General features: G+C 46.3%; 22 protein-coding genes. 9 read left to right on the top strand and 13 right to left on the bottom strand.

All coding sequences use genetic code 11. The features are described 5' to 3' along the window. Positions 1–73: 73 nt before the first annotated feature. A complete protein-coding gene (locus tag QUA71_RS22675; RefSeq protein ID WP_333288468.1) occupies positions 74–961 on the top strand; it encodes a histidine kinase dimerization/phospho-acceptor domain-containing protein in 888 nt (295 codons plus the stop codon). A 200-nt stretch (positions 962–1,161) separates the two neighbouring features. Next, on the top strand, positions 1,162–2,625 hold the full coding sequence (locus QUA71_RS22670; RefSeq protein ID WP_333288466.1) for an IctB family putative bicarbonate transporter: 1,464 nt from the start codon (positions 1,162–1,164) through the stop codon (positions 2,623–2,625). Positions 2,626–2,907: 282 nt separating this feature from the next. Here QUA71_RS22670 and QUA71_RS22665 read toward each other — a convergent pair whose 3' ends face one another. From QUA71_RS22665 to smpB, 3 genes are all read right to left on the bottom strand, one after another. Further along, positions 2,908–3,135, bottom strand: coding sequence for an Osc7112_2153 family protein (locus QUA71_RS22665; protein WP_333219279.1), 228 nt, complete (start codon positions 3,133–3,135; stop codon positions 2,908–2,910). Further along, complete coding sequence (locus QUA71_RS22660; RefSeq protein ID WP_333288465.1) at positions 3,132–3,848, bottom strand: tetratricopeptide repeat protein; 717 nt, start codon at positions 3,846–3,848, stop codon at positions 3,132–3,134. Before QUA71_RS22660 ends, QUA71_RS22665 begins: the two co-directional genes overlap by 4 nt. Positions 3,849–4,548: 700 nt before the next feature. Continuing rightward, entirely contained in the window at positions 4,549–5,016 is a 468-nt protein-coding gene (gene smpB / locus QUA71_RS22655; RefSeq protein WP_190658630.1) for an SsrA-binding protein SmpB, read from the bottom strand. A 127-nt stretch (positions 5,017–5,143) separates the two neighbouring features. On the opposite strand from smpB, the gene xrtO reads away from it, so the two are divergent. After that, positions 5,144–6,730 (top strand): exosortase O, encoded by a 1,587-nt coding sequence (gene xrtO / locus QUA71_RS22650; protein WP_333288462.1) that lies wholly within the window; start codon positions 5,144–5,146, stop codon positions 6,728–6,730. Beyond that, positions 6,708–9,620, top strand: coding sequence for a TIGR02921 family PEP-CTERM protein (locus QUA71_RS22645; RefSeq protein WP_333288460.1), 2,913 nt, complete (start codon positions 6,708–6,710; stop codon positions 9,618–9,620). Before xrtO ends, QUA71_RS22645 begins: the two co-directional genes overlap by 23 nt. A 203-nt stretch (positions 9,621–9,823) precedes the next feature. Here the strand turns inward: QUA71_RS22645 and QUA71_RS22640 are convergent, their stop codons facing one another. Both QUA71_RS22640 and QUA71_RS22635 read right to left on the bottom strand, forming a co-directional pair. Further along, positions 9,824–10,126: a Rieske (2Fe-2S) protein gene (locus tag QUA71_RS22640; RefSeq protein WP_333288458.1), complete on the bottom strand. Its 303-nt coding sequence runs from the start codon at positions 10,124–10,126 to the stop codon at positions 9,824–9,826. 98 nt (positions 10,127–10,224) lie between these two features. After that, the gene (locus QUA71_RS22635; RefSeq protein WP_333288456.1) at positions 10,225–10,461 is read right to left on the bottom strand and encodes a helix-turn-helix transcriptional regulator; all 237 of its coding nucleotides are present in this window, start codon (positions 10,459–10,461) and stop codon (positions 10,225–10,227) included. 115 nt (positions 10,462–10,576) lie between these two features. Between QUA71_RS22635 and QUA71_RS22630 the strand changes: the two genes are divergently transcribed. Beyond that, complete coding sequence (locus QUA71_RS22630) at positions 10,577–10,840, top strand: peptide ABC transporter substrate-binding protein (RefSeq protein ID WP_333288454.1); 264 nt, start codon at positions 10,577–10,579, stop codon at positions 10,838–10,840. 192 nt (positions 10,841–11,032) lie between these two features. On the opposite strand, the gene QUA71_RS22625 is transcribed toward QUA71_RS22630, so the two are convergent. From QUA71_RS22625 to QUA71_RS22615, 3 genes are all read right to left on the bottom strand, one after another. After that, positions 11,033–11,701: an HAS-barrel domain-containing protein gene (locus tag QUA71_RS22625; protein WP_333100500.1), complete on the bottom strand. Its 669-nt coding sequence runs from the start codon at positions 11,699–11,701 to the stop codon at positions 11,033–11,035. 173 nt (positions 11,702–11,874) lie between these two features. Continuing rightward, on the bottom strand, positions 11,875–12,066 hold the full coding sequence (locus tag QUA71_RS22620) for an NAD(P)H dehydrogenase subunit NdhS (protein WP_015175937.1): 192 nt from the start codon (positions 12,064–12,066) through the stop codon (positions 11,875–11,877). 131 nt (positions 12,067–12,197) lie between these two features. Beyond that, positions 12,198–13,268 carry an Mrp/NBP35 family ATP-binding protein gene (locus tag QUA71_RS22615; RefSeq protein ID WP_006631390.1) on the bottom strand — a complete coding sequence of 357 codons (1,071 nt, stop codon included), beginning with the start codon at positions 13,266–13,268 and terminating at the stop codon, positions 12,198–12,200. A gap of 190 nt (positions 13,269–13,458) precedes the next feature. Between QUA71_RS22615 and hemF the strand changes: the two genes are divergently transcribed. Then, on the top strand, positions 13,459–14,502 hold the full coding sequence (gene hemF / locus QUA71_RS22610; protein WP_333288451.1) for an oxygen-dependent coproporphyrinogen oxidase: 1,044 nt from the start codon (positions 13,459–13,461) through the stop codon (positions 14,500–14,502). A gap of 57 nt (positions 14,503–14,559) precedes the next feature. Continuing rightward, on the top strand, positions 14,560–14,922 hold the full coding sequence (locus QUA71_RS22605; RefSeq protein WP_006631392.1) for an STAS domain-containing protein: 363 nt from the start codon (positions 14,560–14,562) through the stop codon (positions 14,920–14,922). A 246-nt stretch (positions 14,923–15,168) separates the two neighbouring features. Here QUA71_RS22605 and QUA71_RS22600 read toward each other — a convergent pair whose 3' ends face one another. Continuing rightward, positions 15,169–15,789 carry a chromophore lyase CpcT/CpeT gene (locus tag QUA71_RS22600; RefSeq protein ID WP_190658644.1) on the bottom strand — a complete coding sequence of 207 codons (621 nt, stop codon included), beginning with the start codon at positions 15,787–15,789 and terminating at the stop codon, positions 15,169–15,171. 205 nt (positions 15,790–15,994) lie between these two features. On the opposite strand from QUA71_RS22600, the gene QUA71_RS22595 reads away from it, so the two are divergent. Together QUA71_RS22595 and psb29 are read left to right on the top strand one after the other, a co-directional pair. Continuing rightward, entirely contained in the window at positions 15,995–16,123 is a 129-nt protein-coding gene (locus tag QUA71_RS22595; protein ID WP_278187355.1) for a hypothetical protein, read from the top strand. A 7-nt stretch (positions 16,124–16,130) separates the two neighbouring features. Further along, positions 16,131–16,844: a photosystem II biogenesis protein Psp29 gene (gene psb29, locus QUA71_RS22590; protein WP_190736638.1), complete on the top strand. Its 714-nt coding sequence runs from the start codon at positions 16,131–16,133 to the stop codon at positions 16,842–16,844. A gap of 233 nt (positions 16,845–17,077) precedes the next feature. On the opposite strand, the gene QUA71_RS22585 is transcribed toward psb29, so the two are convergent. The 4 genes from QUA71_RS22585 to QUA71_RS22570 all read right to left on the bottom strand — a co-directional run bounded on the left by QUA71_RS22585 (position 17,078) and on the right by QUA71_RS22570 (position 21,138). Further along, entirely contained in the window at positions 17,078–17,614 is a 537-nt protein-coding gene (locus QUA71_RS22585; protein ID WP_190658647.1) for a late competence development ComFB family protein, read from the bottom strand. A 208-nt stretch (positions 17,615–17,822) separates the two neighbouring features. Further along, positions 17,823–18,764, bottom strand: a complete 942-nt coding sequence (locus QUA71_RS22580) for a M23 family metallopeptidase (RefSeq protein ID WP_333288490.1) — start codon at positions 18,762–18,764, stop codon at positions 17,823–17,825. Positions 18,765–19,331: 567 nt separating this feature from the next. Beyond that, complete coding sequence (locus tag QUA71_RS22575; RefSeq protein WP_190658651.1) at positions 19,332–19,559, bottom strand: hypothetical protein; 228 nt, start codon at positions 19,557–19,559, stop codon at positions 19,332–19,334. A gap of 52 nt (positions 19,560–19,611) precedes the next feature. Next, complete coding sequence (locus QUA71_RS22570) at positions 19,612–21,138, bottom strand: phosphomannomutase/phosphoglucomutase (RefSeq protein WP_333288447.1); 1,527 nt, start codon at positions 21,136–21,138, stop codon at positions 19,612–19,614. Positions 21,139–21,300 lie beyond the last annotated feature (162 nt).

Genomic DNA, 21,300 nt, shown 5'->3' with positions numbered 1-21,300 from the left:
TTGTTATAGACTTTTGGAATAGGTCTAATGAACCGCAAACGCTCGCTCGACAATGAACCAATAAAAATTAGCGATGACTAACAAACCTATCGATTTGTCTACTAACTCAATTAAAATAAAACTGCTAAATAATTTAGCGCAGGAATTGCTCACACCGCTCACTTCTGTCCTCGGCATGGCAAGCGTGTTGAAACAAGAAATTTATGGCCCCTTAACGAGCAAGCAAAAAGAATATATTGACGTGATCCAAGACAGCAGCCGCTCTTTGCGATCGCTAGTTGAAGAAATTTTGGAACTGGCAGAACTAGATGATTCCGCTTTCACCTTGAAGCGAACCGCAGTCGATATAGAAACTTTGTGCCAGCAGGTTGTGACAATCCTGTCGTCGGCGGCAAGTAGACGAGAGCAAGAAATTAATTTGTCGATGGGGCCCGGGTCGCGCATCTGGCTGGTAGATAAAGATAAGGTTCAGCAAATGCTGCACCACTTAATTTTTAGCATTATTCAATCTGCTGGGGCAGGCAGCGTGATTCGAGTCCACGTTTCTCGGAAAGAAGACGGTATCAACATCGGAGTTTGGGTTTTTCATCCTTGGTTAGGGGAAAGTTTGCCCCATGCTAAACTCTACACCGACTACTTGTTGAAGGCCGGATCTGGTAGCGGTTCGCCATCGCACTCCGAAACCGACTCCCTCGGACTCGAAGCGCAACTCCCGACACAGGGTTCGCAGCGATTAACGCTGGCGTTTTCTGAGTTGGCGGCTTTGGTGGCCCAGAATGCCGAGGATACCGCACCGGTGTTAGCTGGTTACGGGGCGCGGGAACGCTTGGGGCTGCTGCTTTGCTGCCAGTTGGTGGAAATTCAAGGCGGTCAACTCTCAATTCAAGGAACCCCGGAATCTGGATATCGCTACGTGCTCTGGCTGCCCTGCACAAATGCTACGGAATTGTTGGAAGGGTAAAGAAGGAAGAAGGAAGAAGGAAGAGGGAAGAAGGAAGAGGGAAGAAGCAGTGTACAGGACGTAACTGCTGAAAGAAAAAAGAAAAATAACTCAACTTTTTTCAATTATCAATTCCCAATTACCAATTCCCGATTAGCGATTAGCGATTCCCAATTCCCAATTACCAATTACCGATTACAAAGTACAAATCTAAAATAGCAATGAATTCAGTTTGGCAACAGTTAACTCTGGCAAATTTGCCGCTATCTCAGTGGCAAAGTAGAAGTTATTTATTCAATTTGGCGATCGGCTCTTTACGCAGTTGGCGACAAAGTAGCTGGCTGATGCAGTGGGCAGAACCCTTGGGTTTTGTTTTGCTGGCCTTGACTTTCGGTTTTGCGCCGTTTGTAAACAATGCCTTGGTGGGGGTATTGATGGCGGCTAGCGCTGCATTTTGGGTGCTGCTGACTGTTTCGGACGATCGCGACATCCCCTTCACACCGATTCATTTGCTGGTTCTGCTGTACTGGGGCATTGCCACCGTAGCAACCGCCATGTCGCCGGTGAAAGTCGCCGCTGCTACTGGTTGGAGCAAGCTAACGCTGTATTTGCTGTTTTTTGCGCTGATGGCTCGGATATTGCGATCGCCCCGTTGGCGATCGTGGTTAATTGCCGTATTTTTGAACGTCTCTTTAATTGTCAGTTTCTACGGCGTGCGGCAGTGGATTGATAAAGTGCCACCACTAGCTACTTGGAACGATCCGACTTCTACTCAAGCCAATGTCACGCGAGTTTATAGTTTTCTGGGAAATCCTAACTTGCTTGGTTCCTATTTACTGCCGGCCATTGCATTGAGCGCCGCCGCACTTTTTGTGTGGAAAGGATGGGGAACAAAAATTTTAGCGCTGACGATGCTGGTGGTGAATTGCGCGTGTTTGCGCTACACGGACAGCCGGGGTGCTTGGATCGGTTTTGTGGCTCTACTGGTGGTATTTTTAGTGCTGCTGTGGTACTGGTACAGCCCTTTGATGCCTCGGTTCTGGCGAACTTGGGCGCTGCCGTTAGGGTTAGGAGGTTTGGCGGGAGCCTTAATTTTGGGAGTGGCTTTAGTGGACCCTCTGCGCGATCGAGTTTCGAGTATGTTTATCGGCAGAGGTGACAGCAGCAACAATTTTCGGATTAATGTTTGGACGGCGGTGGTTGACATGATTCGCGATCGACCAATTCTCGGAATTGGGCCGGGAAACACTGCTTTTAATAAAGTTTATCCGCTTTATATGAAGCCGAAATTCACTGCTTTGAGCGCTTATTCCGTGCTGCTGGAAATTGCGGTGGAAACCGGTTTTATCGGTTTAATGTGTTTCCTTTGGCTGATGACTGTCACCGTCAATCAAGGTTTGTTGCAGATAAAACATCTGCGGGATTCACAATTTAAGGTCTCTAGTTTAGAGGAAGAATCCCAAAATCCCCAATCTCAAATCCAAAATCTCAAATCGAATCAGGGGTTTTGGTTGATTGGGGCGATCGCAACTTTAGCCGGCATGATGGCCCACGGTTTTGTCGATACAGTTTGGTACCGCCCGGAAGTTAATATGCTTTGGTGGTTGATGGTGGCGATTATTGCTAGTTTTTACAGCAACTCGCATCAGCAGCAGCAAGATTCAGCTTTGACGGAGGGCGAGTAGAGAGAATTGCTGGCGGGGCTTTTCTCCCCGCCCGGTGCGGATTCCAGCAATAGCCGATACAGCAATGATTAAGAGTTATATCAGTGCAAAAAAAGAATGCAGCTTTATGCAAGCTGCAAACCATTATAGCCATAAGTTATTTCCAATTCTTCAATTCTTAATCTCAAATCTCAAATGGTATAAGGTGCGGACGGCGCACCCTGCATACTACTACTACATACTACATACCTGTTGCTGTAAAGTGGTGATGGTACACTCTACAAAATTTATTGAAAATAAGCCTTATTCTTCGCTCTCCGGAGGCATGATGAATCTCGGACACGCATATTTTCCACCATTTTTATCTTTGCACTGTCGCATCGACTGACTCGAGTTGAACAGCATCTCGACTGATTCATTAACGGTAGATTTAACAGTCCGAGGAGTTGGCACTGCTTTTGAGGCTTGACTTAGCTCCAGTACCGTTATAATTGCCAGTATGGTTGATGAAAGCAAAACTGTGCGTTTCATTTATTTGTTTTTTCCTCGTTTAATCGTTGACGTGCCATCCCTATCCATATATCCTCATCGAATTCTTGAGAATCCGCATACTTTAGACAAATTTTCCACTGCGGTAGCGCTTCCTTAGTATTTTTCATCTTTTCTAGGACTTGCGCTTTTAAGCAGTAAGTTGCTGGTCCTTCACTATCAAGTTTAATCGCTGCATCCAGATGTTGCAATGCCTCTGAATATCGACCCTGTTCCAGCCGAGCCCATCCCAAGTTTTTGAGTAAAGAATATTTTACTCGATCGTCCTCCGCTAATTTCAAACCTTGCCACAGGAAGTGAACGGCAGCCGGATAGTTTTTTTGGTCGACGATATATAATCGAGCCAGATTGCTGTAAGCAGCAGGCAGACCGAGTTTTGCAGCTTGCAGATATTTTCCTCGGGCGCATTGTAAATCTTGCACCTCTTCGCAAAGCCATCCTAAATTGTAAAGAGCTGTTCGGCTTTTTGGATCTACCCAGAGGGCTAACTCATATGCTTTTTGAGTATCCGCCAATCGATTGGCTTTGTAGTTTTCAAACGCAATATTATTAAAAAAAGATGCCAGTTCCGGCAACCCAATTTGCCAGCCGCCAAAGCCTACTGCTAGCATCAGAAAGAAGGCTCCCCACTTGGAGTTCTGATGCTTTTTTGCTGGCTCTTTCATGGCATTGAAAATGTTAGCTAATGGTGTCATTTTTAGCATTTTTTAACTTGAGAGTTGGGCGATATTTTGTTTGCCAGATTTAATTGCCACCCTAAGGGCATCAGAATCTTACGAAATGACTCAGGTTTGAGCTTATTTCTCATAAGAGTTTGTCAGTCCACAGCCAAATGCTTGGGTAATGCCCCACTACCCAGATGTATTCGAGCATAGGTTAATCATTCATGACGCTCCACAAGCTATCCGGATATTTTCAGAAAAAAGGAAGCGGGAAGCAGGAAGAAGGTAGAACTGTTGCCTTGCCTAAGTAATAATACTTAGTCAGCGGTCAGTCGATCGACAGTATGCGACTCTATAAGGAGATACAGCGTATTCCAGGTTTATGAAGTGTAGGGACTTACCCTAGGCCGTTTCCCTACGGGGATGGAACGAGCTGGGGTTTAGTTAATCAACATAGAATCTGCTGTAAGATGGGCTCCGGTGAAATAACTCTAACTAAGTTTGTAGTGACGATAGAAGTCCTCAAAATCCTCCAGGGAGGATTTTGAAAAATATTATGATGAGTAATTAACCGAACTCGATTTAAAATAGCCAATCATTAATGAGCAATCACCAATCATGAATCATTAAGGACTCCTGACTAATAAACATCTCCATAACTTAACTTTCAACCTTCGAGTAGCAAAGGTTGTAGTTTCTTTTTCGGAGATGTTTAATGACTAATGACTAATGACTAATATTGCTTCATCGCTCTTTCCATATCCCGCTTGTCTTCGCGTTTCTTCAAATCTTCGCGCTTGTCGTACAGTTTTTTCCCTTTACCCAAACCGATATCGAGTTTTACCCAGCCGCCTTTCAAATACATTTTTAACGGCACTAAAGTCAAACCTTTTTCTTCGACTTTGCCGATTAATTTGCGAATTTCCTGCTTGTGCATCAGCAATTTCCGAGTGCGGCGGGGTTCGTGATTAAAATAGTCGCTAGCACTTCTCCAGGGCGAAATGTGAACGTTGATAAGCCACAATTCCCCGTTCCGAACTAAACCATATCCGTCCCGCAAATTGGCTTTTCCTTCCCGAATTGATTTGACTTCGGTTCCCTTCAACTCGATGCCCACTTGGTATGTCTCTATAATTTCATAGAGATGGCGCGCTTGTCGGTTATCGCTAACAATTTTGTATCCTGGGCTTTTTTCGCTCATTTTTACCTCCGCTAAAATTAATTATTATAACGCTAGCTTCTCTGTAGAGAAAATCGAAGCTTGACAAAACTTAAATAATCGGTCTAGACATTACCAATTTGGCTGAGCTAAGATGTCACCAACGTGAATGTCAAGCAGTATCATGCAGCGCACCAATATCACTGATTCTGCAATTCCAGATTCTGTTACTCCTCATCCTGCGGTTAATTGGGTTTGGCTGGCTCCTTTTTTACTGGCGCTTGCTTGGTTTTGGGCTAATATCTCGGCTGTTAAGTGGCTGTTATCCTCATTTGTTGAGATACCCACACTGTACAAGATAGTAATTGGCTTTCTGATTGTAGCATTAGTAGTGCGATCGATTGGGAACTCCGTTAGCGTAGCCCTCGAAGAGGATCGCCCGCCGGGATTTTCGCCAAATTTCGTTTTGAGGCGATATCCGCTGCTGTTGATGTTGGGTGCGGGTATTTGCTCGATCGCCCTTCAGTACATAATTGATATCAAACAAGTTACTGTCCTGCTATTTATCCTCGGAACTTACGGGCTGTGCGGCTTATTCGTGGAGCAGAACTTTTGGCAAAAAAACTTGCCTGTGGCGGGCTTGCTGGCTTGTATTTTACCATTCAACAGTCAGTTTAATAGCGGCTTAGGTTTGCCGGCGCGAGTGCTGACTGCTCAGGTAGTAGAACAGTTGCTCTCAATGCTGCACGTGGGCGCTATTTCTTCTTACGATATTATCGTTTTGGAAAACGGCATCGCTCACGTTGACGTGCCTTGTAGTGGCATTAAAACCCTCTTAGTCGGAACGCTATTTTTCCTATCTGCTACCTGGCTGGAAGGGCGTAAATTGAGGTTAAAATGGCTAGCAGTCGGCGCTGCTAATCTCTTAATGTTGGTGTCTGCTAACGCTGCGCGGGTTGCCGTGTTAGTCCTGGTTTCAGAAGTGTTTAAGCAGCCAAACATAGCAGAAATTATTCACGTTCCTCTGGGAATTGTCGGTTTAGTATGTGCTTCTTTTGTGACCTGGTTAATGCTGCAACGAGTACCGAAATTTCAGCCAGAAAAAACCCGCGGTATTTCTGCAAAACCCAAATCAGAAATTCTCGAAAATCACCCTTTAGCCAAACCAGGAATAATTGCAGCAGTCACAGTTTTGGCAGTCATGGCTCAACTGTCTCATGTAGAAACGTCAAAAATGGCGATCGCACCTTTAAGATTGCCTGAATATATTAAATCAGAGTCAATTCCCCTGAATGCTAGCGAACAAAAATTCTTTGGCAACTATCCGGACACGCAAACACAAAAAATCAGATTTGTCGCCGGCAACTTGCGCGGTTCCATGCTCACAGTAGCCAGCACATCCTGGCAAACTTATCACGCCCCCGAGTTGTGTTTTGTAGCGAGCGGAATTCCCGTAAATCGCATAGAAAAAAAACAACTAACTCCTTCAGTAACAGCGCGCTGGCTGTCTCTCAAAAACAACCAATTCTCAGCAGCATACTGGCTGCAATCTGCACAGCTAACTACAGATAACTTCATGTCCCGTATCGGCAGCGATCTCACTCACAAAAATCACAATTGGGTGCTAGTTTCCATTTTATTTAACAGTTCGTTACCCGCAGAAAATCCTGAAGTAAAAGAGTTTGCTGGTAACGTCTACGCTAGCGTTAAACAAAGCTTACAAGGAGAAATGAATGAAAATAAAACAGGTATTTGAGGGAATTTTAAAAAGAATTTTTTGGTTCTGGAATTTGAGTTTTTTATCGCTTGTTTACTTGGGAATTTTGCCGATTATAGGAGTGCCATTAATTATGGCGACAATCGATGGCATCATCCCGCTAGAGTTTACTTTGACGATGGCAGCTACGATCGCTGTACCCACGGTATGTACAGTAATAGGGTATAGGCGTTTTAGCGAGCAACCCCTAGAGCTAATGCGTTGGTTTTACGGCGTAGAAGCACCGCTATTTTTGCTGTGTTTGCTCCGCTTGTTCCTGCTGCGAGAACTCACCCCAGCTAGTTATCAAATCATCGCTACTATTGCTTTGTGCATTGCAGCATTTTCAGTGGAAATGCTGTACGGATATCTGGGTAAAAGAGAAAATGTTCAAAATATCTCAGATTTTCAAACTTCCCCTAATAAACAGCCTCTTTTTTTAAGATTGAGCGGAGAAAAACGAAGTGCGTGGCTGCAATTAGGATGTCACAGTTTAATGCTAGTAGTTGGCATTTGGGCGGCAACATTGCTGATGTATTACGCTGTACCTGTGGGATTAGTGACAGTTGCTGGATTCTTCAGTGCAGTGATTGAATTCTTCAAGTTTACATGGGTATTACCATTTTGGGATATGTTTAGATACGGGGCGTGGGTATGGGGTTTAATTTCGGGTTTAACTTGGATAGCGCTATTCTTGATATTCTTTGGTTTAACCTGTAGCTTATTCGTTGTCATGCCTTCGCTGTACGGCTTTCTCTACATTCATTCCGGGCGGAAAATATGGCAGAGTTTTGCTGCACAATACGGGAAAAATAAAGCGATAATTGGAAGTTTGGGAGTCATAGCAGCTTGGCTGGCTATTTTCTCCGCTTTGCAGCAGCAGCCACAAGTTGCAGCACTGAAAATGCTGGCGACTCCGCCGGCAAATGACACGGTTCGCCAAACTTTATTAGCCAAGTCTGATATGATTCGATCGGGCTTAGTTAACGCTTATTTGTCGCCTTACCGCTACCTGAGCACTGTAGGAGAAAACAACCACATTTATGAGCTCTACAAAAATACTTTGAATTTGCCTGACGGAGCAGCTCAAACGGTGCAGAACAGCTATAATTTTTTAATGTCGCCGTTTTTGTATCAAGGCTCTAGTGCTGATGTGGAAAAAGCAGAAAAACTCTACGGCGAATTCTTCGATACAGAACTGCAAAAAGGCGACACAGAAGCAGTAAAACACGCGGTGCAGTCAACATCAAACCGCGAAGAAGCTAAAGCTGGTTTGCTGAATGTCAGTGAGGAAAAAGTATGGTTGCAGTCGCAAGAAGTGACAGTCAAAGAAAACGGCGATTGGGCTGACGTTCAACTCTACGAAGTTTACAAAAATCAAACGCCGAACTTGCAAGAAGTATTTTACTACTTTTCCCTGCCTGAAAGCGCCGCAGTTACAGGAGTTTGGCTAGGAGATACTGGGGATTTAAACAAACGTTTTGTATTTACGGTATCGCCTCGCGGTGCCGCACAGCAAGTCTACAATCAACAGGTAGTAGAAAGAGTCGATCCGGCTTTGCTAGAACAAATTGGCCCCAAACAATACCGCTTGCGGGCTTTTCCAATCCCGGCTAAACGAGAATTCACCCAAACTGACGGGCCAACCGAAATGCACCTGTGGCTGACTTACAAAGTCATGCGGCAGCCACAGGGTTGGGCGATGCCTGTTTTGGCTGAAAAACGCAACATTTTTTGGGACCAAAATACTCGCCGCACGATCGCCGGAAAAGAGGTAAAATACAGCGGGAAAGAAGCAAGAGAAACTTGGCTACCACCCTTTTGGCCCGCAGTCGCACAGCAACCTCTAACAGCGCAGCAGGCGATTCTACCGGGAGGAAATATCATTTCTGCTAAGCCGCTGGCTGATGCAAATTACTCCCTACCGCAAGGCAAGAAATTTGCAGTTATTCTCGATACTTCCCGCAGCATGGCGGCTGAAAGTAAGGAAGTAAAAGAGACTTTTGAATGGTTGAAAGCTAATGCAGCCGGAAAAAATGCTGTTGATTTGTATGTCGCCAGCGCTGCGGGAATGCCACCTAAGTTTGTGGAAGATGTACGCAATTTCGATGCCGCAAAGGTGACATTTTACGGTACGCTCCAGCTCAAAGATATGCTGCAACAGTTTGCACAGTTGCGGGGCGATAAAAGTTACGATACTGTATTTGTGGTGAGTGATCGCCACAGTTACGAATTGTCGGACGATCGCAAACTTAAACTTTCCATCTCTGCACCCCTATGGACAGTGCATTTGGGAGGTTTGCCCCCCGGCTACGACGACGCAACTTTAAAGGTGATTCAAGATAGCGGCGGCGGAGTTTCTACAGATATGAAAGAGGCGATGCAGCGAGTAGCAACGACAGCAGCTTCGGGCAAATCTACAGTTAGCATTGTGGATGGCTATGTTTGGAGTTATGCCAAAACGCCACAGTCGGGAAAAACCGCAAAATCGGCGCCAGTTGCAGAGTCCAAAAATGCCGGAAATGAAGGCTTTAAACCGATAGCTGCGCGGCAGTTGATAACTGCACTTAGCAAGCAGAAAAGTTCAAATCAACTGACGCAACTGGATGCAATGCACGCAGTAGCTAAAAATTTCAAAGTGGTGACGCCTTATTCTTCGATGATTGTGTTAGTTAATGACGCGCAAAGAGAGCAGCTAAAAGCAGCGGAAGCTAAGAGCGATCGATTTGACAGAGAGGTAGAATCTGGTAAGGAACAGTTGAGTAAGCCGAATAATCCTCTGAATGTTTCGGGGGTTCCTGAACCGGAAGAATGGCTGCTTTTGGCGGTAGGTGCGATCGGGCTTTTGGCGATTTTCTTCCGTCAGCGGCGCGCGAAAATGGTAGGTTGAAAGTAAATCCGGGTTGGCTACTCCCTCGATGGTTCGGCGGTTTCAACCGCTCTTGATCAAACCAAGTCTGCCTCCGCAGACTAAGAGAGTGACGGAGTATTTAAGCCGGACTTGATATCAAATATTAATCTAAAGTCGTCTAAAGACGACTTTAGCTATGAGACAGGGGTTTAAACCCCTGTCTCATAGCTAATAACGAATAACTAATCTATGTCTACAAAAACGCGATCGCTCTCAATCTTTACCGGATAAGATTCCAGGGCATCGCTGGGTGCATTCAAACATTTACCAGTATCTAATTTGTACTGATACTTATGAAACGGACAGGTAATGATACCGCTGCTTACCTTACCCATGTCGATCGGATATTCTAAATGAGTGCAAGCATTGCGGTAACAAGTGACATTCAGACCTTGACGATTCAAAATCACTGAAGTACCCTCAACTTTTACCTTCAACACACCCCATTCGGGAACTTGATTGAGCCCTGTTATCTCTACCCACATATAATCTTTCTCGCTTTAAATAAATGATTGCAAACTAATAGGCGATCGCCCTTGAATGCAGGACAATGAGAGGTGCGAGACTCTTCACACCTCAGAAATTAACCGTTTTCCTCGCCATCTCCCAGGTACAACCTGACGAATTCATTAGCAGCCTCTCGATTGAATGTTTGCAACGCTTGCTTAATGGCAAATACCGCCTCAGCCGACGGGTCTCGTTCTTCACTTACCCAACGGCTAACGTTTGAGCGATCGATTTCCATCTTTGCTGCCAATTGATATTGACTGATATCGTATGCCTCTAATATTTTTTTGAGGGCTTTACCTGCTCTTGCCATGCTCCCGATTGTGTCAGAGAGTCACGCTCCTGTAAACGTTGCTGATTGTCATCTAAGGCCCTACACAGCCGATTGTTGACAATTAGCACCAATCGGATCGACGAGATCGAGCGCAATGACTCAAACACAGCTTTTTGTTGCCACAGATATCAACGAAATCCAGACATCGCCGACCTCGCAGCCACATCCTGTGCCTGCTGAAACAGACCGGGAACCTCTGCCGATCCTAGTGATTGGCGAGCAGTTGGGAATCGATAAAATGGTTAGCGCACTTTACTTGCGTCGCTTTGCAGCAGTTCTGGAATGGTCGCAGATTTTACCCGCCCCGACTATCGGCAAGCTCGTGCGGAGTTTGATTCGCTATGTTTCTTTAAATTAAATTGGGCAAAAATGGTCTTTTACATCAGCCGCAGTGCTATGCAAAACTCAATGGGACGATCGCATTTTGAATTAAGTGCGCTCGTTTCTTCTTTCTCAAATTAATTGTAAGGCCGGTCAAATACCAGAGTCGGGCTGGTGCGATCGCCTGAATATTTGACGATCGGCCTCAAACATACTATTCAGCTTTTCCCTACGGATGAATCTGACTTAAAATCACCCTCAACCTGTCATAATCATCCTTCAGCAAAACACTCAAACTCCTCCCCGCTTCTACCAACCAAGATCGATCGCGCATCCGCAACTGATAAATCTCCCGAATCGCCGCCGCCGTCAGCGCATCCACCGGCGCATTAGCCACCCCCAGCAGCGTCCTCAAAAAATCCAATTGCACGGTAAAATCAATCACCTCATCCGGTTCGCAGCGATAAACCGCCTGGTGAATTTGCGGCGGGCGCGGCGGCAAATACTGATAAATTTTACCCCTCGATGGGCCGTGACCGTTGAACCTTTCCGGCGCAGCCTCAAACCCCACAATCGCCACTCGAAACTCGGTTTTGAGCATCGCAAAAATCTGCGGTTGTTCTTCCCGCAACTCTTCCAGCGACAAACCCAAAGCGCGAGCTCTGTGCACCGAGTCGATCGGGCTAGTCGTAGCGTAATAAACCACGCCGTAGATTTGATTTTTCGACTCTTCATCCTCGGCCTTCACCCAACTCCCAAAAGGTGGCATCACGGGAAAACTTAAGTCTTCTGGTTCCAAACATTGAGCCAAAAATTCCGAAGTTGCCGTCTCGATTACCTCAGCAATGCGATCGGGATGGCGCTCTTTTGTAGCAAATTGGGGTAAAGGTAAACGCATATTAGTCCGTTGGCAGTTGGTTGTTGGTTGTTGGCTGTTGGCGGTTGGCTGTTGGTTGTTGGCTGTTGGTTGTTATTTATTATTATTTGTAAGTGGGTACTAATAAACAATAACTGACAACTGACAACTGACAACTGACAACTGTCAACTGTCAACTGTCAACTGTCAACTGACTATTTCGCCCGACCAGCCGTAGCATCGACAAGTTCCAATTGCGACAGCCGGAACGTGATCAGCTTGTCCCAATTGCCACCTTCAAACAGTACCGCGACCTTCCCATCGCTAACTCGCTGAACTTGTCCTTGAAAGGCGTAGTAAATCTCACCCTTATCTTTAACTCGAACTGCCGAACCTGGAAAAATCATAATTCTGTGAATGTTAAGTTGGCTCTTTATAGCTTACCTTTTCTCGTTTCTAGTTCCCAAGCAGAGCCTGAGAACTAGGCAAATCTTCGTTTACAGGAAGACGCGAGGCAAAGCCCAGAAACGAGAGTTTGTTAGGCTAAGGCTGCTACGGAAACTTTACCGGCAATGCGGCCCGCGATCGCCCGCAACTCCCTAGCTGAAGCAGAACCCGGTTGCCCCACCACGATCGGCACCCCCGAATCCCCACCTTCCCGCAACGGAATTTCCAGCGGAATGCGGCCTAACAGCGGCACTCCCAACTCAGCAGCAGTCTTTTCCCCGCCACCGGAACCGAAAATATCGTATTGCTTGTCGGGCATATCCGGCGGCACAAAATAGCTCATGTTTTCCACAATTCCCAACACCGACACTCCCAACTGCTGGAACATCTTTAAACCCTTGCGGGAGTCCAACAATGCCACAGTCTGCGGCGTCGTCACGATCACCACACCAGCCATCGGCACCGCTTGCGCCATTGTCAACTGCGCGTCTCCCGTACCCGGAGGCATATCGACAATCAGATAGTCTAAATCGCCCCAATTCACCTGATAGAGGAACTGTCGAATGATCCCGTTCAACATCGGGCCGCGCCAAATGACGGGCTGGTCTTTGTCAATTAAAAATGCCATCGACACTAATTTGACGCCGTAGTTGAAGGCGGGTTCGAGGCTTTCCCCGCTTTTCCCGTCCCTAACCATCACTTTCGCGTCCCCCAGACCCAACATTGTCGGGTCATTGGGCCCATAGATATCCGCATCCAGCAAACCCACCTTAGCGCCAGTTTGCGCCAGCGCTACTGCCACATTTACCGCCACTGTGCTTTTGCCGACGCCGCCTTTGCCGCTGGAAATTGCGATAATATTTTTCACTCCTTCAATGCCTTGGCGATCGACCACACCCTTTTGCTGGGGCGTCTCGGCTGTCACCTCCACCGCCACTTTTTCGACTCCTGGCAACTGTTTGACCGCTTTTTGGCAATCTTCGACAATAAATTCTCGCAGCGGGCAAGCAGGCGTTGTCAGCACTAAAGTAAAACTGACGACACCGCCGTCAATTTTTATGTTACGAATCATGTTCAATTCCACCAAACTCTTTTGCAGTTCGGGATCTTGCACGGGTCGCAGGATTTCTAAGACTGAACTAACATCGAGTGTATTGGGCATTGTGTTCTCCACCATAGCTCTGCAATTGGGTTAGCGAATTTTCGATCGCAGGTTTAAGTATATTTTTATTGCTATTTTTTAATGTAACTTCATAGCGATCATTTGCCGACCTGCGGTGGCATAATTACATGACGACTGGATTTGGGATTCATCGCCCATCTAAGACTCAAATCTGACAACAGAAAATTTTATGACAGTTTCTACAACACTTAAAACCGCCACTTCCCCGTTTTTGCCGCCCGCTGACTCTAGAGCTAGAGTCAGCCAATTTATGAAAAGCCTACAAGACGAAATTTGTCAATCCCTCGAACAGCTCGATGGTCTGGGCAAATTTAAGGAGGACTCTTGGGAACGCTCCGAAGGCGGCGGCGGACGTTCTCGCGTCATGCGCGAAGGCGATGTTTTTGAACAAGGGGGAGTCAATTTCTCCCAAGTGTGGGGCGAAAGTTTGCCGGCTTTGATTCTGGCAAAGCACCCAGAAGCTGCCGGTCACGATTTCTATGCAACGGGTACTTCGATGGTGCTGCACCCCCGCAATCCCTACTTGCCTACGGTTCACCTGAATTACCGCTATTTTGAGGCTGGGCCGATTTGGTGGTTTGGCGGCGGTGTAGATTTGACTCCTTATTACCCGTTGGCTGAGGATGCAGCTCATTTTCACAAAACTCTGAAAGCAACTTGCGATCGCCACCATCCCGGATATTATCCGACCTTTAAACTCTGGTGCGACGAATATTTCTACCTCCCCCACCGCCAAGAAACCCGCGGCGTGGGCGGCCTGTTTTTTGACTACCAAAGCGCTCAAGGCGCGCTTTACCGCGACCATCATGTCAAAGGTAAAGCCGCTGAGTGCAGCAACAACATCGGCGTGCCGGAACCTAGGACTTGGGAGTCGCTGTTCGCCTTCGTACAGGATTGCGGCCAGGCATTTTTGCCGGCTTACACCCCTATTATTGAAAAGCACCGATCGAAAGAATACGGCGAGCGCGAGCGTAATTTCCAACTTTACCGCCGCGGCCGTTACGTTGAATTTAACTTGGTGTACGATCGAGGCACGACCTTTGGCTTGCAGACCAACGGACGCACCGAATCGATTCTAATGTCCCTGCCACCTTTGGTACGCTGGGAATACTGTTACGAACCAGAACCCAACTCTCCCGAAGCCGAACTCTACTCGAAGTTCTTAAAACCGCAAGATTGGGCGAATTGGATGCCTCAGCAGTCACCGACCTGAGTTAAACTACTGGGACAGTAACCACCGCGATAGATAATAAATTTGAGGGAAGGGTCAGTGATTCATATTGATCAAAAAACCCACACGCTTCAAGACGGTACAACAGTTATCGTCTTAGCACCGACAGGACGGTTGGACATCACTACAGCTTGGCAATTCCGCCTCAAGTTGCAAGAGTGTATTTCCAAACTCAGCCGCCATGTCGTAGTGAATCTTGGTCAGGTTAACTTTATCGATAGTTCTGGCCTGACCTCACTTGTAGCAGGTATGCGGGATGCGGATAAAGTTAAGGGAAGTTTCCGCATTTGCAATGTTCATCCCGAAGCCAAACTGGTGTTTGAAGTCACCATGATGGATTCTGTGTTTGAAATCTTTGAAACGGAAGAAGAAGCTCTAGAGGGGGTGCCACGCGCAAGTTGAGCACTCCTGCTGGCATCTATTGCAGTGTCGCGGGTAATTTAAGCTTGAGGCTCACAAAATGCGCCGGAACCCTGCACAAGAATAGGAAGCAGGTAAACTCTTGCCAGCTTCCTTATGCTTTCTTCCTTTCTTGAGAGGTTGAGAGGTTCACCAAAACACTAAAGTAGAAGAATAGGTCAAGGTAAAGTCTTGCCTTCTATCCTAGATAGCTAAATCTTTCTTCCTTGTTTATTGTTGCTTCTTGCTTCAAACCAATATCTCAGCAGCAAAATCCTGACGCTTGACAAATCTAAAAGGGCCCATTAAAGCTCCCCAGATAGCCTTGCCTGTCGTGGGGCTTATTCCTTTGTCGTAGCTGAGAAATTCCTCGCCTGCGGCTTCAAATCCCAAGTCTACTTGGTAATTTTGCCCCCCGTAGGCAAAGCCGCAGCGAGTTCCCTCCGGCAAAGATGCCCGAAAGCGATAGCTGTTTGAGCCTAAATTTTGCACTGCAACCGACAGGGTGCAGCCGGGGAGGAGTTGGATTTGCTCCTTCGTTAGCTTTCCAAGCAAGTCGGGGTTGCAACCGGCTCCTTTGACGGCTGTAATGTCGTGGAACATATAATACTGAGCTTCAATCAGTCCCGGCGCTATCTGTGAGTGCCTCAGTTGCACGATGCGGGGGCGGTATGGCTTGTCTAATTCCAGAATGTTGGCTTGTTCGGCAAACAGGGCAATGCTGGGTTCGGAAAATAAACGAACCGGCAGGGGTCTTTGCCACAAACGAAGGTGGACGTACCACGTCGGCTCTGCTAGCGCTTGTTCCCGGTTGTCAAATTCGCCCGCCATGTACTGGGCTAAAGCTATTAATTCAGGAGAAATTGTCATGTTTGTTTGATTTTTTACCATTAGGGGTTGACAAAAAAAAGTTATTGTGATATGCAAGACCATATCTAGGCTGGGCAAGTCAGAAGATTAGATTTATGAGCGATCCCAGCTAAGCTATGATTGTAAAGATACTGGGGTTTTTCCCTCCTATTGCGACATATTAATTGTTGCTGCCGATCGCGCGTAAAATTTTTTTGATAAAATTTTGTCTCGCAAGGAGGCGGCAACGCTTAAAAAACTGGCACTTTTTGTCAGACCGATCGCAGAATTGACTCCCCCGACTTTACTCACGCCGCGCTGGCACGCCCGCTACGGCAAAATTATTTATCTATAAGACTCAGGTGAACAATAACCGTACTGTTTCAGATACTAAGCGAAGTTTCTATACGATTCACACTCGACCGATCAATTCAATTTACCGTCGAGTGGTGGAAGAGTTGATGGTAGAAATGCACTTGCTTTCGGCGAATGCCGATTTTCAATACGACCCGATTTATGCTTTGGGTGTAGTGACAGCTTTCGATCGATTCATGCTTGGGTACGCCCCAGAAGCAGACAGAGTTTCGATTTTTAACGCTTTGTGCAAGTCCCTAGAAGACGATCCAGATCGCTACAAGCAAGACGCTCAGCGATTGGAAAGCTTGGCAGATAGACTTTCCGGGCCAGAGTTGCTCTCGTGGCTCGATCGTTCGACCAGCTTTGAAGATACAGCGGAGTTACAAGCGTCTTTAGGGGCGATCGCCAGCAACCCTCAATTTAAGTACAGCCGGTTGTTCGCGATCGGTTTGTTCTCGCTGTTAGAAAAAGCTGACCCTAACTTAGTAAAAGACCAAGAAACGCGAAACAACGCGATCGCTAAAGTCAGTGCGGCCTTGCACCTGCCAGAAGACAAAGTTAGCAAAGATTTAGATTTGTACCGCAGCAATTTGGAAAAAATGGCTCAAGCGCGAATAGTGCTTCAAGATGTCATCCAAGCGGAACGGAAAAAACGCGAAAAGCGAGAAACAAAAGTTACCGCTGGCCCCTCGGCAGACTCTTCTGACAGCAACAATTAATCGTTTGAGGGAAGAAGGAAGAAGGAAGAGGGAAGGAGGAAGAGGGAATTTTTTATTTGATGTAACAAATAAAGAAAACTCTTAAATTTTAATTTTTTTTCTTTAATTCTGGCTTCGGTCTTGTGCCTTCTGGCTTCGGTCTTCAGATGAATCTTGCTGACTCAGAAACTAAAAATCCCGCTTTCTGAATTGAGCGGGATAGACTTAACTGAAATAGAGCTGTTGGGGTGGTACTAAGGCTGCGGCTCAAAATTAGTGGCGTTAGCTTGCAGCCAAGTGCTTAGCTGTGAAAGAACCTCGTTTCCAGAAGACTTGCCCAAAGCTGTGGGGTTTGGGGTGTCAGGCCGATCCAAGTTGCGGGAGATCGCTGCGTTGACTTCTTTGGAAATCAAATCGTGAAGTTGCTCTTTAGCCCTAGCCCTTTGAAAGTGAGCGCCCTCTTCCGTCGTAGCGTACAGAGGTGGCAGCCTATTTAAAGCATAAGCTGCAATATCTCCCACATCTAGACTCAGGTCGCTCGTCGCCTCAATTTCGGCCACCCTAGCGATCGCATCGCTCAGGACCAACTCTTCCATCACGTTGATGAACTGTTTGCGTGGCAGTACCACAACTTCCCCAGTCAACAAAGATCCCATCAGACGATCGAGAGCCATGTACTCTTCGATCGACAATTCCGAAGCCGTATTGCAGATCCGTCCCACCTCAGCTTCCATAGACGGCGTTAAATAACCATCCTGCAAAGCCTGTTCAACAATTTTTTCAATACTCATATATGCGTCCCCGCTCAACGGCATCATTAATAAAGTTTTGTGAAGACGCGATTGTTAGCGTCTTGAGATTCGAGTTGTGAGGGTTGAGGTGAGAAATTTTATACAAATCCTAACTCAATACAGATAACCCATAACAGTTATCTGCACACCCCAGCCACAAACTTACCCCATAATTGACTGATAAATCCCTCAAAACCTGTAAAAAATCCTACTCAACTCCCTGAAGCCGCCAAGGTACAGGATCGACGGACTGCCCGTGCACGTAAAGTCCCCAGTGCAGGTGAGGGCCTGTAGAAGCCCCCGTTGACCCCAGAGCACCAATTACTTGACCGGCTTTCACGACATCGCCTTCCTTGACATCAATCCGGCTGAGGTGCATCAAAATACTTGCTACCCCCTGACCGTGGTCGATACCAACCACGTTCCCGTGGATTTTGAAGCCTTGCGATTCGCGTCCCACTAGAGACACCCGACCTGCGGCCGGTGCCACTACAGGGGAACCGTAAGCACCTGCGTAATCGACGCCGCGGTGGTAGTAGTCTTGAGCAAATACCCCATTATAATAACGTCGCACCCCGTAAATAGTAGTAATTTCGCCGGAGTTGGGGCGCAACAATTTGCCGTCCCAAAATTTTTCGGGTGTCACCAGTGCTTTAAATGCGTCTACGCGATCGAATTCAGCATCTGTACCTTCCTCGTCTTTCCCAGGCGGTAGCCAGATGGATTGAGTGGGAAAATCTCGACCGCGCACTTGCACGCTCAACTTCTGCACTTGTCCATCACCTGTGACTTGGATTTGGCGGGCACCGGGTTTCTCTAACGGCGTCGTCGGCAGCAGGGCCCGAAAGCGCCCGTTGCCGATGGGAAACGCGGGGTAGTTTTTTTGCTGTAGAGAAACTTTGGGAGTTTCCCCGCCGTTACCGTCAACCTGAATCATTACTGACAGCGTATCTCCCAGTTCGGGATTTGTCGGCGTCACCACTACCTGCAAAGCTTGCACCGGCAGGGCAAAACTTAGAAGGCCAGCAACAATTCCCCCGATCGAACTGGCGGTTAGCTTGTTTGCTTTGAACTGCCGCCACGGCAAAATCAAACCCCTAACTATCTCCGCACTTAGCCCGCAGTTGTCTCGATTCACAGTCATTACCATCACTCGCTGTCCTTAACCTTTCTCTCGCTGATATATTTTTAACTATCTAGACTAACTATACCAATCCGCAATGATTCGAGAGAAACAGCCGTAGGTAAAAAGCTCGGTCACAGATTTGGATATGAGAGACTAATTTTAATAAATACTTAACTTGGGGTGATAACCATAATAAAAATTCCCGTAGTCCGGGGAGGAAAGCCCGTTTGAGCCAGACGCTCACACTACCCTTTCCACCACAAATCAAGGAGAGTCCAAGTTTCAACAGAAACACTCTTCCTCTCTAAGCGGATAGGATTGGATTATATTTTATCTGTCCTAGCTACTGTTGCATAACCTTTAACAATTGGTATTAGTTATAGTTCACGGCGCTACAACCGAATTATTTTTAACTCAAGAGCTGTTAAATCAATTCTTTCTTTGCCGTTTACTTTCCGACAACCTTCTTCAAACTCTCTAGTTATTGTAGCCTGTTTTTGGCATAATAGTATTGATTCCCAATTTTAAAATCTCACCTCTAAAATGGTATGAGATAAAAATTGAGACTTGCTATAATGTTATCACCTAGAATTATAGGGATTCAAAGGTAGCAGTGAAACCATCTAATGTTAAGCATTCTTCCATAAATTCCTCTACATCATTGACATTCTCAAGCTGATATTCCATGATGCGTTGACCGTCGCCTTTCATCTTTTTGGAAGAGGAAGGCGTAGCCGGATATTTGGCCGCGATGGCTTTGAAAGCTTTGGAATGGGTCTCCCAGCTTTCAGCAGAACATTTTATGATTAAAAGCCACATGATTAAATTCCTCCTTGGGTTTGGTTTACTAATAGTCTGACACGAGTAAAACTTAGATCGATAGTGCCGAAAAATCAAGGGATTCGGTGGTTTGGAAAAAAGCTAAAAGCCGAGCTACTATGTGAGCGACACCACCCTTAACATTCGACTCAACATTCAAAGGCATCACCGGATCGTGGAGTGATAAGCGTAACAGAAACCAGCCGGATTCGCTAGCTGACGTGCAGGAAATTCGCAAACCTTCGTAGTTATTGGGAACTATTTTCCAGTCTGCTTGGGTAGAGACAAATTCTTGCAGTTGTTCAATAACGCGCTCGCCGTGAGCCTTGAAATCATCTACACCTAGCTTAATCCTAAATTCTGCACTTTCTTCGGGTTCTTTTAAATTCGCAATTAAATCTGGCAAAGATTGATTTGCTAGCTTTGACTTAGCCAATTCAATTAATAATTTGCTGACTAAATAAGCGCCATCATCCAGAAAGTAATTTTCTTTCAAAGCTCCATGTCCCGATGTTTCAATCGCCAGCCATGATTCCTGTCCGGCTTCATTGAGGCGTATCGACTCGTCAATCACATTTTTGTAGCCACGTTTAAAGCGATGGTGAATCCCTTTTAGATCCTGTTCGATGAATTGTGTCAAGCCATCAGAGGTGATAGAATCGGTAACAATGGTAGAGCCTGGGTGTTCTTTTAATACGATCGCAGAAATCAACGCAATTAAGCGATTGCGATTGAGTTCCTTGCCAACTTGATCGACAGCCGCACTCCGATCGACATCGGTATCAAAAATAATCCCAAAATCCGCTTGATGTTCAATTACCGCTTGACAAATTGACTGCATTGCCTGTTTATCTTCGGGATTTGGCACATGATTGGGGAAAGTACCATCGGGTTCTAAAAACTGACTGCCCGTAGTGTCTGCACCTAAAGGTTTTAAGACTTTATCAACATAAAAACCGCCAGCACCATTGCCCGCATCCACAACAATTTTTAGTCCTGTTAGTGGTTCCTCAAAATTATGGGGATGATTGACTGATTCCCTAATTTTTGTGACAAATTGGTTAGCATAAACTGAGATAAAATCATGCTTTGTAATCTTACCGGGCGATGAGGCTGGCTCAAAGTAATTGCTTTGGGCTAGTGTTAAGATATCTGTAATATCCTGCTTTTGTAACCCACCTTTGGCAGTGAAAAACTTTAAGCCGTTGCGATTAAATGGCAAATGGCTAGCAGTGAGCATAATCGCGCCGTCGCAATCAAAACCAGGGGTAATGGTACTCATAAACATGGCGGGGGTTGAGGCCATTTCAAAGTCGTACACGGTTGCACCAACTGAGGCAATTCCCTCCATGACTGCTTGCATTAGGCTTGGCCCTGATAGGCGACTGTCACGCCCGATCGCGATCGTTAATTCTGCCGCTGGTTTATTGACTTTTTGCACCAGCCAACTGACAAAGGATTTACCTAAGATTGTCGCAATTTCGGGCGTTAGGTTGACTGTTTCATTGGGAACGCCTTCGAGGGCGATACCGCGAATGTCTGATCCATTTTGAAGTTTTGTCCAGTTGAAGATTTGCATAATAATTGATGGTAAGTAAAAAGATCGGAGTCGGCGGTTGAAACCGATCGTACAAACTTTCGTCGGTGGCTAGACGGTTCGAGTCCGATTAGCCGAACGTCGTTCGCGGACTAAGAAATAAACAGGGGAGAAATTTTAGATTTGGTATTATTAGTCATTAGG

This window comes from Microcoleus sp. MON1_C5 (genome assembly GCF_036701875.1).
In the GTDB taxonomy this organism is placed as follows: domain Bacteria; phylum Cyanobacteriota; class Cyanobacteriia; order Cyanobacteriales; family Microcoleaceae; genus Microcoleus.
Note: the sequence above shows the minus strand (reverse complement) of the source record. Positions and strands in the feature narration are given on the sequence as shown.